Origin of the sequence: Methylophilus sp. (genome assembly GCF_052437885.1) — a bacterium.
Lineage (GTDB): Bacteria > Pseudomonadota > Gammaproteobacteria > Burkholderiales > Methylophilaceae > Methylophilus.
In genome coordinates this window covers 311,890-325,330 of record NZ_JBQVPB010000001.1, presented here as the reverse complement: position 1 = coordinate 325,330, position 13,441 = coordinate 311,890, and the positions used below count along the sequence as shown (strand labels likewise).

Sequence of the window (13,441 nt, the reverse complement as noted above, 5' to 3'; positions counted from 1 at the left end):
AAACGTATTGATCACAAAGGAGTATGTAAATGTCTGACGATAGAATCATTATGCGTGTGGGTGAAGCCCTGGTTGCTGGTGGCCCACCGGGAACCGCAGCGGAGCCGGAGGTCGCGATCGGCGAAATGAACGGCCCTATGGGCACTGCCTTCGCCAACCTGCTCGGCGACCAGGTCAAAGGCCACACCCGCGTGCTGGCGATCATGAACACTGACATCATGGTGCGCCCGGCGACACTGATGGTCAGTAAAGTGACAGTGAAAGACCCGCGCTATACCAACATCCTGATGGGCACTGTGCAAGGCGCGATCGCCAATGGCGTGCTGGATGCCGTGCGTAGTGGCGATATCCCCAAAGAAAAAGCCAATGACCTCGGCATTATCGTGTCAGTCTGGTTAAGCCCGGCGATCCTGGAACAGGAAAAGATAGACCACAAAGCCTTGTTCGACATTCATAGAGAAGCGACTTTCAAGGCGATCCAGAAAGCCCTGCGCAACGAGCCCAGCATAGACTGGCTGCTGGAAAACCAGGAGAAGATCGTGCATAAGTATTACCAGATGGGCCTGGATAACAAGATTTAATCGATCGCCGCGTTGTCGCAATAAAAGTCGCAATAAAAAAGGATGCTTGAGCATCCTTTTTTTGATTTAAACCTGTTTCAACTTGAGTTCTAACTTAAGTTCTGTTGATAGACAAACCGCCATCTACCAGTGAAGCAGTACCTGTGACGAACGAGGCATCATCTGAAGCCAGATACAAGACAGATTGTGCGATTTCTTCTGGTTTACCGACGCGCTTCAGTGCATGCATGCCGGTGAGAAACGCCTGTGCTTCTGCCGTATTGTTTTTTTCCCTATACATATCGGTATCGACTGCACCTGGCAACACGGCATTGACTCTCACGCCTTTAGGGCCATATTCGGTTGCCAATGCCTGGGTCAATCCGATCAGGCCTGCTTTACTCGCTGCATAAGCTGCAAACTCAGGAAATGCAGCGGTGTGACCGACAAAGGTAGAAGTAAAGATCACTGACCCACCACCCTGCTTTGCCAGTTCCGGGATCTGGTATTTCGCACCCAGAAATGCGCTGGTTAAATTGATGGACAGTGTCTCGTTCCAGCCTTGTAGCGACACTTTGTCAGATGCGCCTATCTCACCCAGTGTGCCTGCATTATTAAAAGCGATATCCAGCTTGCCGAAGCTGTTGACTGCCAACGCGACCAGCGACTGGTTGAACGCTTCCGACTGCACATCACCGGCGTATGCAATGGCCACACCGCCATCAGCCACGATCTCTGCCACCAGAGTCGCCAGTTCGGATTCCCGGCGCGCGGCAACAACGACTTTGGCGCCATGCTGGGCAAATAATTTGGCAGTGGTGCGGCCTATGCCTGAGCTTGCACCAGTGACGATAGCCACTTTGCCTGCCAGACGTTGATATGTTTTGTTAGTCGTATTTGTCATGCTGTTCTCCTTAATTAAATGAAAGATGTTCTGTAACCACGAGTGCAGTATGCGCGCCTGATTTAATTAAAAATAGCCATGAATAATTACAAATACTTTATACTAAAAGTATAAGATAAAGCGGGATGGCCCTGATGGAAACACTAAGCAGCATTGAATCTTTTGTCCGCAGTGCCGAGCTTGGCAGCTTTTCTGCCGCAGCACGCAGGCTAAGCCTGACGCCGGGCGGTGTGAGTAAAAATGTGGCGAAACTGGAAGCCGATCTAGGGGTGCGCTTGTTTCATCGCAGCACGCGCAGCCTGACGCTTAGCGAAGCGGGAGAGCAGTTTCTGGCACAAGTGACAGGCGGCCTGGACGCGATACAATCAGCCATTGCCAATACCAGCACTGTCGCCGGCCAGCCTGCCGGCACGCTGAAGGTAGGCATGGCCATGGCGTTTGGACGCGACCATATATTGCCTTTACTGGGGGAGTTTCTAAATGAATACCCGGCGATCAGACCTGATTGGCGCTTTGATAACCGACAGGTGGATCTGATACGCGAAGGGTTTGATGCGGCCATCGGTGGCGGCATTGATATCGCGCCCGGTGTGGTGGTGCGCGAACTGGCCAGGATACACCTGGTGCTGGTCGCTTCACCAGCGTATCTCGCCAGTCGATTTACGCCTGAAACGCCTGCCGAGTTAGCGCAACTTGATGCACTGATACGTTACTCTCAAACCACCAACCGTCCCACGCCCTGGCATCTCAAGACACTCGCTGGTGACCAGGCGACCCTGGAGCTCCCGCCACGCGCCACCCTGAATGACCCCGAAATGTTATGCAATGCCGCCATGGCTGGCCTGGGTATCGCGCACGTACCAATGCCGCATGCAGTGCGCCATCTGGAAAGTGGTGCCTTAGTCAGGGTATTGCCGCAGTGGTATACAGAAACCGGGGTGATCTGCTTGTATTTTGCGGCCAAAAAACTGATGCCCGCCAAAACCAGGGTGTTTGTGGATTTTATTGTCGAAAAATTTCGCGCTGAACGCTATTCCGAGAGATGGTCTGCGGTTTAAAGCGCCTGGCGTTGCAGATGGCCACCCAGAGGACGGGGCCATCAGCCCCATACGTCATTATTTAGTTAATGCAGCGATCACCGCTTCAATCGCCTTGCAGTTACCCCTGGCATCATCAAAGGTCAGCAATGGCGCTTTGTCATTCAGCACACAGTCGCTGAAATGCTCGATCTCCAGATCAAAGTGATTGGCTTTAGGCAACACCAGGGTTTCCGATTTGCCGCCTGCCTCCCAACTGATCACAGGGTCATCGCCAGGGTAGCTCCACATGTTATGACACTTGATCCAGCCTTTGTCACCTATCAGTTCATATTCGGCTTTGCGGCTGCGCTCAAAGCTCACATCAAACTGGCCAAAACGTGCACGCCCTTGTGCATCCGGCCCAAAATCCAGCACACCACTCGCCACTACATCGGCGCCATGTTCGTTTAACTTGCCATAAGCGACGACATTATTCGGCTCTGCCGGCGCATGCCCGCCACCAAAACACCAGCGCAAGGCATGAATGGCATAAGGGCCTATATCCCACAGTGCACCACCGCCGTTAGCCATGCTGCGGTTGATGCGATACATGCGGGCAGGCGGCATCAGGAAAGAAAAACTGGCGCGGCAGGACAGCACATCACCAATCAAACCGGAATCCACCAGCTCTTTAATTTTTGCGTGCTGCGGATGGAAGCGGTACATAAAGCCTTCCATCACCTTGACACCTTTGGCTTTGGCAGCGGCTTCAATCTTGTCTATATCCGCCAGGTTGGTGGTCATCGGTTTTTCAATCAGGATATGCTTGCCTGCATTGATCGCTTTCAGCGCCCACTCGGCATGTTCCTCGTTCGCCATCGGGCAATACACTGCCTGCACATTGCTGTCGTTGATCAGGCTATCCATATCGTCGTAGCAAGTGACACCAGTTGCATCAGGTGCATACTTGTCCAGTATGGCTTTGGCGGCACCGGCACGACGGCTGCCTATCGCTACCAGCCGTGAATTTTTTGCCTCGACAATAGCTGGCAATAAGCGCTCATTGACGCGGGCGGCACCGAGAATGCCCCAGTTGAGTTTTGTAGTCATTGTGTATCTTCCTGTTTTTTAATCGCTGCCTTCTGATCGGTCTGATTATACCCCGCAAAAAATGCCAGGATATTTCACATGCATCAAGTGAAGACAAAAGCCGGCCAGCGTTAGTGCCCTGACTCAGGCAGAAGTGCCCTGAATCAAGCTAGATTAGCCCCATTTTCTGTGCACTGATCGCCGCTTCAGCGCGTGAAGAAACATTTAACTTGCGGTAGATCTCTTTCACATAGCCGGCGATGGTATTGCGCTTGAGGCCCAGTATATTGGCGGTTTCTGCCATCGTCATGCCTTTGGCGATGATAGACAGCACTTCTTTTTCACGCTCAGTCAGCAACTCTTGCGGCTGCTGGCTGTAGGGCTCATGAAAGTGCCGCAATAATTTTCTGGCGATGGCTGGCGACAACGGTGGCTGGCCGGTGACTATGCCGTTCAAGGCCTGCACCAGCGCATGCTGAGGCTGATCCTTGAGCAGGTAGCCATGTGCGCCAGCTCGTAAAGCCGGGAAAATATGTCTATCGTCGTCAAAAATGCTGGCAACTACGCAAATCGTGGACGGAGAGTGGCGATTAAACCATTCAATCACCGTAATGCCACTGCCATCTGGTAGACTTAAATCTATTAAAGCGATAGCGACTGGCGGGCCAGTAGAAATCACGGCGATGGCCTGGGCGATATTATTTGCAGCAGCAATCGCGATGCCGGGAAAGCTATTGTGTAATACTTCTGATAACCACAGTTGTGACTCCGGCGTATCTTCAAGTATGAATGCGGTTTTCATGGGGTGGCCAGCTCGCGTGCGCTCAAACAGATTAGAGTGACTATATACGAATTTAAAATGAATACACTCCCGCAAACGCGGGGGCTCGCAGACAAACAACAAAAATAATCAGCAACATAATAATAAGCACCATGACCTACCTATACACGCACGTCTCAAAGATGCACTCGCCCGCATGGCTGATGTTATGGGCGTCATCCATCGCCGCCCCTAACGCTTTCGCCAGCGACAACATTCCCACCGCGTCCTATTTTGCGCTGGATACCATGGCGCCGGAAAGCAGCTGGGCGCTACGCTTTGAACAGCGTCACAACCATTTTGATGCGCGTTATGATGACCGTGGACATCTGTCGCCCACAGGCAGCGGCTTTAACAATCTGAACCTGAATGCCAGCATGTTTCCCGCGCTTTCCGCCCTGGGGCCTGGTGCCTCATTGGGCAGCACGCGCTTTGATCACAAAACCGAGAACCAGATCAGCATCTTAACCATAGGCTATGGCTTGACGCCCAACCTGACCATAGGCGCGATCATTCCTTATGCTATTTCTCAAACGCGGGTGAATTTTGCCGTCCAGGGTGGTAATGTCGGCTTCAATCCGGCATTTAATGACAGCCAGCCTATAGGGCCGGGCAACTTTCCATTTGCGCCGGCGGGTGGCGGCATTGCACCCATAGGCACGGCCGGGGTGCAGAATATACTGACCAACCCTGCATACGGCTATCAATACAAAGCACTGAAAGACAACCGCAGCGAAGGCTTTAGTGACCCCACGCTGGGCCTGTTATGGCGCGCGGTGAAATCGCCGGCTGAAAGCCTGATCCTGGGCCTGGGGCTACGCATGGGCCTGGCAAAAAAAGACGACCCGGACAATTTACTGGATATACCGCTAGGCGATGGCAGCACCGACATCCGCAGCCGGGCGGAGTACTTTCATGACCTGGGCGGCAACTTTGACTTGCGCCTGCTGGCCGATTACAACTGGCAATTCTCGGATGAAGCCCGCATGCGTATCGCCGCGCCCGGTCAGGCCCTGGCACCAGCAAGCTCTAAACAGACGCTGCATAGAGACCTGGGCGATTATTTCGAAACAGATATTGAATTAGGTTACCGCTGGTCGAACTGGCGGCTTGCCGGCACCTGGCATCGCTTCCAGAAAAGATCCGATGAGTATAGGTCCAGCCTGGGCACTGACACTGAGTCGCTGGAGGCTTACACCGACCGCCGGGCAGACCAATACCGTGTCAGCGCGACCTGGAGCGGAGTGCAGGCATGGCAGCAGGGCAAACTGGCTATGCCGGTGATCGTTAAACTGGAGTTTCAGGATACCTATGCCGGCCGTAACTTTACTGATGTGCAGGATATCTACCTGCAAGTGATCACCTTGTTCAAATGAAAAAGCGCGCGCTATTTTCATCCTGCATCTTCATTCTGGGCTGGTTGCTCGCCGTGATACCCGCCGGGGCCGGCGCCGCGCCTGCTGTTGCAGCGGGCATAAAAATAAACCAGGCCGCTTTTGTCCTCAGCGAGAGTGCCACCCCGCCACCGGCACAGGCGGCCTGGTCATCGACTGACCTGCCGGATATATGGAAGCTGTCGCACCCTAACACCTTCGGCAGCGGCTGGTACCGCTTTCAGTTTGATTACCCCGGCCTGGATGCACATGAGATCCATGCCTTGTACCTTTCGCGCATGAGCCTGAATGCCGAGGCTTTCCTGAATGGCAGGAAGATAGGTTCCGGCGGCTCATTCACAGAACCAGTGTCGCGTAACTGGAACCGCCCGCTGCTGTTCACCATCCCGCCCACACTTCTGAAAGCCACGCATAACACGCTGTATATCCGGGTGATCGCGCCGCAGAACTCGCAAGGCATGCTCTACCCGCCGCAGATAGCCCAGTTGCACAAACTGCAGCCGGAATATGAGAAAGCGAGGTTTATCCGCATCACCCTCAACCAGACTTCTAGCCTGCTGATCGTCGGCATAGGCCTGCTCATGCTTAGCCTGTGGTGGCGCCGCAAACAGGATACCGCTTACGGCCTGTTCGGGCTGGCGGCTTTCGTCTGGGCACTGCAATCGCTTAATTTCTACATTATCACCGCACCGCTGCCCACCGCGCTGTGGGAGATACTGGTGAATGCCAGTTTCCAGGCGATCGCCACCTTGTGGCTGATCTCACTGCTGGACTTTGTCGGCATCCGCCTGCCACGTTTCAATCAATTGCTGTGGGGGATCTTGATCCTGGCGCCGCTGACATTGCTGCTCACGCCAGCAGACTACTTTATGCTGGCCACCGATTTCTGGCATCTGATCACCATGGTGGTCGTGGTGTTCGGCCTGGCCTTGCTGGCAAAAACCGGGTTTGTGCATCGCAACAAAGACGCCAGGCTATTGCTGATGACGCTGAGTATCATTCTGCTGTTTGCTTTCCATGACTGGCTGATACACACCAATGTGCCCGGTATCAATGCCTGGCTGATCACAGAAGAAGAGTATCTGATGCAGTTTTCAGCGCCGGTGCTGTTCCTGATCGTCGGGCTGATGATGACTTCACGCTATGTCGGTGCGCTAAACGATTATGAGCAGCTGAACCAGCAACTGGAACAACGCGTGATCTCCAAACACCAGGAGCTGAACGCTAACTTCCAGCAGTTGCAATCCATCCTGAAAGAGCAGGCAACGCTGGAAGAACGTGAGCGCATCTACCAGGATCTGCACGATGATCTGGGCGCCAAACTGCTGACGCTGGTCTACCGGGCACAAAACCCCAACAATGCCGAACTGGCGCGCTCTGCGCTGCAGGATCTGCGCGACGTGGTCTCCCGCGCCGGCGATGAAAGCAGCGCCTTGAACGACATCATGGCCGATTACCGCATCGAATGTGAAAAGCGGCTGGCTGATGTACAGATCCAACTGCGGTGGGACAACCAGATAGCGGACGCCAGCTGGCAGCTCACACAACCGCAGGCCTTGAATCTGGGCCGGATCATCCGCGAAACCATCTCCAATGTCATCCGCCATGCGCAAGCCACCGAACTGGCTGTCGCCTTGCAGCCCACCACCCATCACTTGCTGCTGGAGATTGAGGACAATGGCATAGGCTTGCCTGCAAATAACGATAAATCGGCGGGCCGCGGTTTGAGCAATATCCAGAAACGCGCCGCATTACTGGGGGGAGAAGTCCACTTTGCCGTCAGCGCCAGCGGTGGATTAAAACTCAGCCTTTACCTGCCCTGGCAACTGATCTCGCGGCAGCCGGCCTGACTCAGGCCTGGCCCGGCCAGACTCACAATCTCTTCACGACTTGCACCGCCATCAGTGAGACCCCCTGTTCTGGGGGTGCACGCTTTCATCGCCATCCGTTACGCTTATCAGGAAATTAAAAAAATGCGTATAGCTACTTTTGAGAGAGGATGGCAACATGGATGGCACAACATCAAGATTATCACTGTGGGGCATGGCATTCAGCCTGTTGCTGCCTTGCTCGTCGAATGCCAGCGAGATCGCAACCAACATACAATACACATTCAATGAGACAGCTGATTTCAGCGCCGGCATAGACAAAGCCATCACGCTGGATGCAGCAAAGATAGACGCACGTTTGCTGAACAGCCGTTTAGGTACCTTCAGCAGCGGCGATCTGGTGTTCACCATCAATGCCAACCAGAGCGTCTCCCTCAACGACCCCGGGGTCACCACATCACCCAGTGAAGCGCGCCAGCTTATCCAGGTCAACGGCAGTGCTTCAGCCTCAGGTGCATTGCTGCCTGCAGCGGTCTCGCTCAATATAGGCAGTATCTGGATCTGCCCGGCGAATTTCCTGCAATGTAATAGCAACCAGGCTTTTGGTACGGTTAAAAGCAACACGCAAACCCTGAGCCTGCCGGCAGACCCGGCCACACTGCTCACACCTATCCGCTTGCAATCCAGCATCAGCTCGGTGACGCCACTGGCAGAGAACAGCACACTCAACTATGGCAAGCTGCATTTGAACGGCTCACTGCAGCTCAATGCACTGTTCACAGCCAAAACATCGACACAATATGTCAGTGACGCATTGCTGGCGACTTCGGCCACCAGCGGCAGCCAGCGCTGGGCGGCGGCCGCAACAGATATTCAGGCCTTGCGCAACGGCAGCTGGACAGATGTGGCCGTCGCCAGCAACCTGCAAGCCAGCAAGACCCCTACGTTGGAAGCCGCTCACCGTTTACTGGCCATTGCGCGCGACAGTGCCACCATATTAAACAGTGGCAGCACGGCGGGTACCAGCTTAGCCACGAATTTCAGCCTGACAAAACAGCTATGGAATGTCGCCGCAACGGCAGCCCCGGCGCTGGGGCGTGATCTGGCGGGCAGCAGCAGTGTCAGCTTCAGCACCACGGATCTGGCGGCAGAGATCGCCGTACTGCGCATGGTGCTGGATGGCGTGGATGACACCAGCTTTGTGGCTGGCGTTGAGCACGCATTAAATAACCCGTTGACCACGGGCTCTGCGCCGGTATTGTCGTTTGACGGCTCGCTGATCGGCCTCAATGGCGCGACCATGTCAGTGTTTTATCTGGGTGACAGCAGTGGCCGGGTCGACATCGACCTTGCCGCGGCAGACCGCTACGCGCTGTGGCGCACTGCTTACAGTTTCGACAGCATTGCTTTTCTGCAAGGTGCGCAAGAAGGCGTCACCGTAATGGGTGGCAACTATGGCGGTACACAGATAGGCCTGGGTGAATATGAATATGTGGGCGAGATCTACAACGACGAACTATTTTATTTGAGTGGCAACCAGGCTGCGTCACGCCTGCAACTAAACAACTTCTACAGCAATCAGCTGTTAGTGGTTGCCAGCTGGGCGGTGACGCCAGTGCCAGAACCCAGTGTTTATTGCCTGCTGCTATTCGGCCTGGTGCTGGTCGGGCGCATGAAAAAAATCCGCTGAATACTTGCTACACCAATAACAATAAACTGATGTTACTTTCCTAGTGCTTGCTCTAGCCTGGCGCAAGCGTTAGCAGACCCTGGTGGCCTGCTAACGCTTGCAATTTTTTTACTGCTGCCCCCCTGCCCCTCATTTATCTTCAGCCGATCGAATGGATCTGCGCCCGGTTTGCGCTGCATCAAACATATGTTTGCAGATGCCAGCTAAACTGAGTCCTTAGCTTTTGCAGTGAAGGGTGTCATATGCAGCAATTTATTCAGATCTCACCGCCTGATAAAACTACACCTGGCTATAGATTCGCCTTGTTCAATCTCGGTTTCCGTCCGTTTTTCCTGCTCGCCTCCGCCTTTGCCGCCATTTCCATCGCTGCCTGGATGTGGTCATACCTGCGCTTCACCCTGCCGCCGTTATTCTATGTCTCTGCCTCACAATGGCATGCGCATGAAATGCTGTATGGCTTTGCCTTTGCAGTCATCGCCGGTTTCCTGCTCACCGCAGTCAAAAACTGGACTGGCAGGCAGACCTTACAAGGGCCTGCTTTAGCCGCACTGGTGGCCTGCTGGACAGGGGCACGTGCTGTGATGCTGATCGCCCCCGACCTGGTCATGCTCGCCGCTATCCTGGACCTGTCATTCAACCTGTGGCTGATGCTGGCTATCGCCCGCCCTGTCATTCAAGTGAAACAGTGGCGGCAACTTGGTGTGCTGGCAAAAGTGGCGGTGCTGACGCTGGGCAATGCGGCGTTTTATGCCCAGGCCCTGGGCTGGTCCATGAGTGGCGCGCGTGCCTCCTTGTGGATAGGCCTGTTGCTGAATGTGAGCCTGATCCTGGTGATCAGTCGCCGTATCCTGCCGGGGTTTATAGAGCGAGGCGTGCAAGAAAAGGTCACACTCAAAAACATGGCCTGGCTAGACCGGTTATTGATGTTGTCGCTAGTGGTCTTGTTGTTGAATATCCTGACTGTAGATTCGGCCATGGTTAACATGGTGTCAGGGCTCACCACAGGCACAGCCAATAGCCTGCGTTTATTACGCTGGCACACACCGGGCTTATGGCGGGTGCCGCTGCTGTGGAGTTTTTACAGCGGACTGTGGCTGATCACTGCCGGCTTCTTCCTGTACGCGCTCAGCTTTATGCCTAGTGGCGTGTCATTGATCCTGGCTATTCATTGCTGGGCTATCGGCGGCATTGGAGTCATCACACTAGCCATGATGGCGCGTGTATCGCTAGGACATACGGGCCGAAATATTCACACACCACCGGCCAGTGTTTTCTGGATATTTGCGCTAGTCATCGCCGCTACTTTATCCAGAGTATTTTTACCATTGCTATGGCCTGAAACTTACCGTTTATCCGTAATGCTGGCGGCGGCCTGCTGGATCGCCGCCTTCACCTGGTTCTGCATCGCCTATTGGCCTATGCTGAGCAAGCCACGCGCTGATGGCATGCCGGGTTGAGCGCCCGTCACGCTTTCCACTTGATAGAGCAACCGATACTCTGCACCTGCGCTTTTGGCCCATGGCCAGTCTGTGAGACTTGCTTCATGGCCTTGAATAAATCGCGGCTGCTATCGGGCGCAGTCTCCTTGCGGCTCTCGTCAAAGCGGCCACGGTATTGCAAGGCAAAATCTTTATTGAACCCAAAAAAGTCTGGCGTGCATACCGCATCATAGGCCTGTGCGATCTGCTGGCTTTCATCAAACAGGTAAGGGAAAGGCAGCGCCAGTTCTGCAGACAGTTTTTTCATATTCTCCGGGCTATCTTCAGGGTAATCAGCCGGGTCGTTGGACATGATGGCGACGGTATTGATGCCTAATGCCTGCAACTCAGTGACATCGGCTATCAGGCGCGGCAGGATCGCTTTCACATACGGGCAATGGTTGCAGATAAACATGACCAGCAGGCCTTGGTCACCCATGCTGCCTTCAAGATCGACCAGCTTGCCATTGACATCAGGCAGCCTGAATTGCGGGGCTTTCCAGCCAAAATTGCATGCTGGGGGATTGATACTAGCCATGTGATTCCTTTCAAAGACTTTCTAGAACTTCACTATATAACTTTGTGCAATTTGGGCGAAGGCTAACTCGGTGAAACCGATGTTAAGTGTAGCGGCCGTAGCCATCATCACTCTTCAGCACCATCCCAAAAAGTGTATGGTACGTGATTAAGTCGCGCAGGTGTATGCCGCTGGCCAATGTAAGCATCCGCCATTTTGGTTACAATGTGAGACATGAGTAACTTACGCTTTTACAGCCCCACCCCTCTCGCCATAGGCAACACCACAGCACTCAGCGAGAATGCTGCCACGCATGCCATACGCGTCATGCGCCTCAAAGCGGGTGATACGCTGGTTTTATTCAGTGGCGACGGCTTTGATTACCAGTGCGCACTGACTACTATCGAGAAAAAATCCGCGTATGTCGAAGTGCTGGGCCGCACCGCCGCGAGTAATGAATCGCCACTGAATATTCGCCTGCTACAGGGCATCTCCAGCGGCGACCGCATGGATTACACCATACAGAAAGCGGTTGAATTAGGCGTGACCGAGATCTTCCCGCTGACAACCGAACGCAGCGTGACCAAGCTGAGTGGCGACCGCGCCGGCAAGCGTGTAGAGCACTGGCAAGGTGTGGCGATCGCCGCCTGTGAACAAAGCGGCCGCGCCTTACTGCCGCTGGTGCATGCGCCAGTCACACTGGCACAATGGCTGGGCCAGCATGAGACACACGCCAGCCTGAATATATTGTTGAACCCGGTGGGCGCGAAACGCCTGGCACAACTAGCTAAACCCTCTGCGCACATACACTTGCTGATAGGCCCTGAAGGCGGCTTAAGTAGCAGCGAGATCGCACTGGCTACACAACACCATTTTCAATCCATAGTGTTAGGACCAAGGATACTGAGAACTGAAACCGCCGCAGTGACGGCGATCGCCAGCATGCAAACCTTGTGGGGCGATTTTTAAATGTGGTTTTATATCGGTATTTTTACAACGGTGATTGCAACGATGATTCGATTGCAACAAAAGCTGAGTTTAAAATCCGAATTACAGAATCGTCCAACAAATCTGATTCCTGTGCATGGAAAATATAAATACGAGTGGTCTCCCACACATGAAAAGGCACCTTCCTTCGGCTATTTAGAGCTTGCCTGTAAAACAAGTATTCAATTTGCTGCCAGACGTGAGCACTGGTTTGATCGCTGGTCAAAACAGATAGGCCTGGCTTATGAATGCCAAACTGGTCACAACGATCTCGATCAACACATTTACCTGACCGGCATTACAGAAAACGATGCCGACTTTATTGGTCAACATGCTCAATTGCCAAAGCAAATCCTGGCAATCCTGAGTAAAAACAAAAGGGATCCATTCATTAACCCTGGCAATCAATTGATTTGCGATGGCGAACACTTATTTTTAAAAATCGTTAATCCCGATAAAGAAGGCAACACTCAAGAAGCTTTCATAGGCGAAAAGTTAGAATTACTGCAACAATTAGCACATGCGCTACAGGAAAAACCCCTGGCATCGCCACATTTCTGGAAAGTACCTTCTCAACGCAATACTGCAATTATCCTGGCCATCAGCTCCACCATTGCAGTATTAGGGGGATTAGAGTTTATCCGCTTCTTTCTTTTCCGGGATAACCAGCTATTCACGCCATTGGCGATGATTCCTACAGCCATCAGCATTGCTTTAATCGGAGCCGGCCTGATGCTGGGGTTCGTCTTAAGCTATGTAAAAGCTTCAGCGAGGCGCCATCTGATCCTGGCAGAAGTGTGCATCATCGGATTTTCAGGCCTGGCATTTGCCAGCTATGGCTGGCTATACGACCTTAATATGCGCCTGGAACCACAGGCAACCATCTATCAAGAAGTTGTTGTCACCAATAAATACAAGATTCATCATCATGGCAGGCGCAGCAATTATGACACCTACCATTTAAGCCTCTATCCGGCAAATCCACCGTTACCCGGTGAACTATCCGTTTCACTGAATGATTACCTGCGCGCCGAGCAAGGAAAGCACTTACGTATCAGCATCAAAAGTGGTTATTTTGGTTACTCTTGGTTGCGTTCAATTGAAAAATTTGACGCCAACTCATCATAATTCAAGCTAAGGCTCAGAATGTTTCA

General features: G+C 53.3%; 12 protein-coding genes. 8 read left to right on the top strand and 4 right to left on the bottom strand.

The window, feature by feature from the left end:
- Window positions 1-29 precede the first annotated feature (29 nt).
- Window positions 30-581, top strand: a complete 552-nt coding sequence (fae, locus tag ACT6RZ_RS01620; protein WP_049639931.1) for a formaldehyde-activating enzyme — start codon at window positions 30-32, stop codon at window positions 579-581.
- A 94-nt stretch (window positions 582-675) separates the two neighbouring features.
- On the opposite strand, the gene ACT6RZ_RS01615 is transcribed toward fae, so the two are convergent.
- The gene (locus tag ACT6RZ_RS01615) at window positions 676-1,464 is read right to left on the bottom strand and encodes an SDR family oxidoreductase (RefSeq protein ID WP_444700437.1); all 789 of its coding nucleotides are present in this window, start codon (window positions 1,462-1,464) and stop codon (window positions 676-678) included.
- Between the two features lie 134 nt (window positions 1,465-1,598).
- On the opposite strand from ACT6RZ_RS01615, the gene ACT6RZ_RS01610 reads away from it, so the two are divergent.
- Window positions 1,599-2,522: a LysR family transcriptional regulator gene (locus ACT6RZ_RS01610; protein WP_444700436.1), complete on the top strand. Its 924-nt coding sequence runs from the start codon at window positions 1,599-1,601 to the stop codon at window positions 2,520-2,522.
- Between the two features lie 57 nt (window positions 2,523-2,579).
- Here the strand turns inward: ACT6RZ_RS01610 and ACT6RZ_RS01605 are convergent, their stop codons facing one another.
- Both ACT6RZ_RS01605 and ACT6RZ_RS01600 read right to left on the bottom strand, forming a co-directional pair.
- A complete protein-coding gene (locus ACT6RZ_RS01605; protein WP_444700435.1) occupies window positions 2,580-3,593 on the bottom strand; it encodes a Gfo/Idh/MocA family protein in 1,014 nt (337 codons plus the stop codon).
- Window positions 3,594-3,741: 148 nt separating this feature from the next.
- The gene (locus tag ACT6RZ_RS01600; RefSeq protein WP_444700434.1) at window positions 3,742-4,374 is read right to left on the bottom strand and encodes a LuxR C-terminal-related transcriptional regulator; all 633 of its coding nucleotides are present in this window, start codon (window positions 4,372-4,374) and stop codon (window positions 3,742-3,744) included.
- 131 nt (window positions 4,375-4,505) lie between these two features.
- Between ACT6RZ_RS01600 and ACT6RZ_RS01595 the strand changes: the two genes are divergently transcribed.
- The 4 genes from ACT6RZ_RS01595 (at window position 4,506) to ACT6RZ_RS01580 (ending at window position 10,762) form a co-directional block, all read left to right on the top strand.
- Window positions 4,506-5,768 (top strand): hypothetical protein, encoded by a 1,263-nt coding sequence (locus ACT6RZ_RS01595; protein WP_444700433.1) that lies wholly within the window; start codon window positions 4,506-4,508, stop codon window positions 5,766-5,768.
- Window positions 5,765-7,636 (top strand): ATP-binding protein, encoded by a 1,872-nt coding sequence (locus tag ACT6RZ_RS01590; protein WP_444700432.1) that lies wholly within the window; start codon window positions 5,765-5,767, stop codon window positions 7,634-7,636. Before ACT6RZ_RS01595 ends, ACT6RZ_RS01590 begins: the two co-directional genes overlap by 4 nt.
- A gap of 157 nt (window positions 7,637-7,793) precedes the next feature.
- On the top strand, window positions 7,794-9,305 hold the full coding sequence (locus tag ACT6RZ_RS01585) for a PEP-CTERM sorting domain-containing protein (protein ID WP_444700431.1): 1,512 nt from the start codon (window positions 7,794-7,796) through the stop codon (window positions 9,303-9,305).
- A 242-nt stretch (window positions 9,306-9,547) separates the two neighbouring features.
- Window positions 9,548-10,762, top strand: a complete 1,215-nt coding sequence (locus ACT6RZ_RS01580; protein WP_444700430.1) for an NnrS family protein — start codon at window positions 9,548-9,550, stop codon at window positions 10,760-10,762.
- Between the two features lie 7 nt (window positions 10,763-10,769).
- Here ACT6RZ_RS01580 and ACT6RZ_RS01575 read toward each other — a convergent pair whose 3' ends face one another.
- Window positions 10,770-11,321 (bottom strand): thioredoxin family protein, encoded by a 552-nt coding sequence (locus ACT6RZ_RS01575; protein ID WP_444700429.1) that lies wholly within the window; start codon window positions 11,319-11,321, stop codon window positions 10,770-10,772.
- A 213-nt stretch (window positions 11,322-11,534) separates the two neighbouring features.
- On the opposite strand from ACT6RZ_RS01575, the gene ACT6RZ_RS01570 reads away from it, so the two are divergent.
- Together ACT6RZ_RS01570 and ACT6RZ_RS01565 are read left to right on the top strand one after the other, a co-directional pair.
- Window positions 11,535-12,269 carry a 16S rRNA (uracil(1498)-N(3))-methyltransferase gene (locus ACT6RZ_RS01570; RefSeq protein WP_444700428.1) on the top strand — a complete coding sequence of 245 codons (735 nt, stop codon included), beginning with the start codon at window positions 11,535-11,537 and terminating at the stop codon, window positions 12,267-12,269.
- On the top strand, window positions 12,270-13,415 hold the full coding sequence (locus ACT6RZ_RS01565) for a hypothetical protein (RefSeq protein WP_444700427.1): 1,146 nt from the start codon (window positions 12,270-12,272) through the stop codon (window positions 13,413-13,415). It begins immediately after the preceding gene.
- Window positions 13,416-13,441 lie beyond the last annotated feature (26 nt).

Bases quoted from the DNA above. Each gene is read 5' to 3' on its own strand.
- fae (WP_049639931.1), top strand. From the start codon at position 30: ATGTCTGACGATAGAATCATTATGCGTGTGGGTGAAGCCCTGGTTGCT.
- ACT6RZ_RS01615 (WP_444700437.1), bottom strand. From the start codon at position 1,464: ATGACAAATACGACTAACAAAACATATCAACGTCTGGCAGGCAAAGTG.
- ACT6RZ_RS01610 (WP_444700436.1), top strand. From the start codon at position 1,599: ATGGAAACACTAAGCAGCATTGAATCTTTTGTCCGCAGTGCCGAGCTT.
- ACT6RZ_RS01605 (WP_444700435.1), bottom strand. From the start codon at position 3,593: ATGACTACAAAACTCAACTGGGGCATTCTCGGTGCCGCCCGCGTCAAT.
- ACT6RZ_RS01600 (WP_444700434.1), bottom strand. From the start codon at position 4,374: ATGAAAACCGCATTCATACTTGAAGATACGCCGGAGTCACAACTGTGG.
- ACT6RZ_RS01595 (WP_444700433.1), top strand. From the start codon at position 4,506: ATGACCTACCTATACACGCACGTCTCAAAGATGCACTCGCCCGCATGG.
- ACT6RZ_RS01590 (WP_444700432.1), top strand. From the start codon at position 5,765: ATGAAAAAGCGCGCGCTATTTTCATCCTGCATCTTCATTCTGGGCTGG.
- ACT6RZ_RS01585 (WP_444700431.1), top strand. From the start codon at position 7,794: ATGGATGGCACAACATCAAGATTATCACTGTGGGGCATGGCATTCAGC.
- ACT6RZ_RS01580 (WP_444700430.1), top strand. From the start codon at position 9,548: ATGCAGCAATTTATTCAGATCTCACCGCCTGATAAAACTACACCTGGC.
- ACT6RZ_RS01575 (WP_444700429.1), bottom strand. From the start codon at position 11,321: ATGGCTAGTATCAATCCCCCAGCATGCAATTTTGGCTGGAAAGCCCCG.
- ACT6RZ_RS01570 (WP_444700428.1), top strand. From the start codon at position 11,535: ATGAGTAACTTACGCTTTTACAGCCCCACCCCTCTCGCCATAGGCAAC.
- ACT6RZ_RS01565 (WP_444700427.1), top strand. From the start codon at position 12,270: ATGTGGTTTTATATCGGTATTTTTACAACGGTGATTGCAACGATGATT.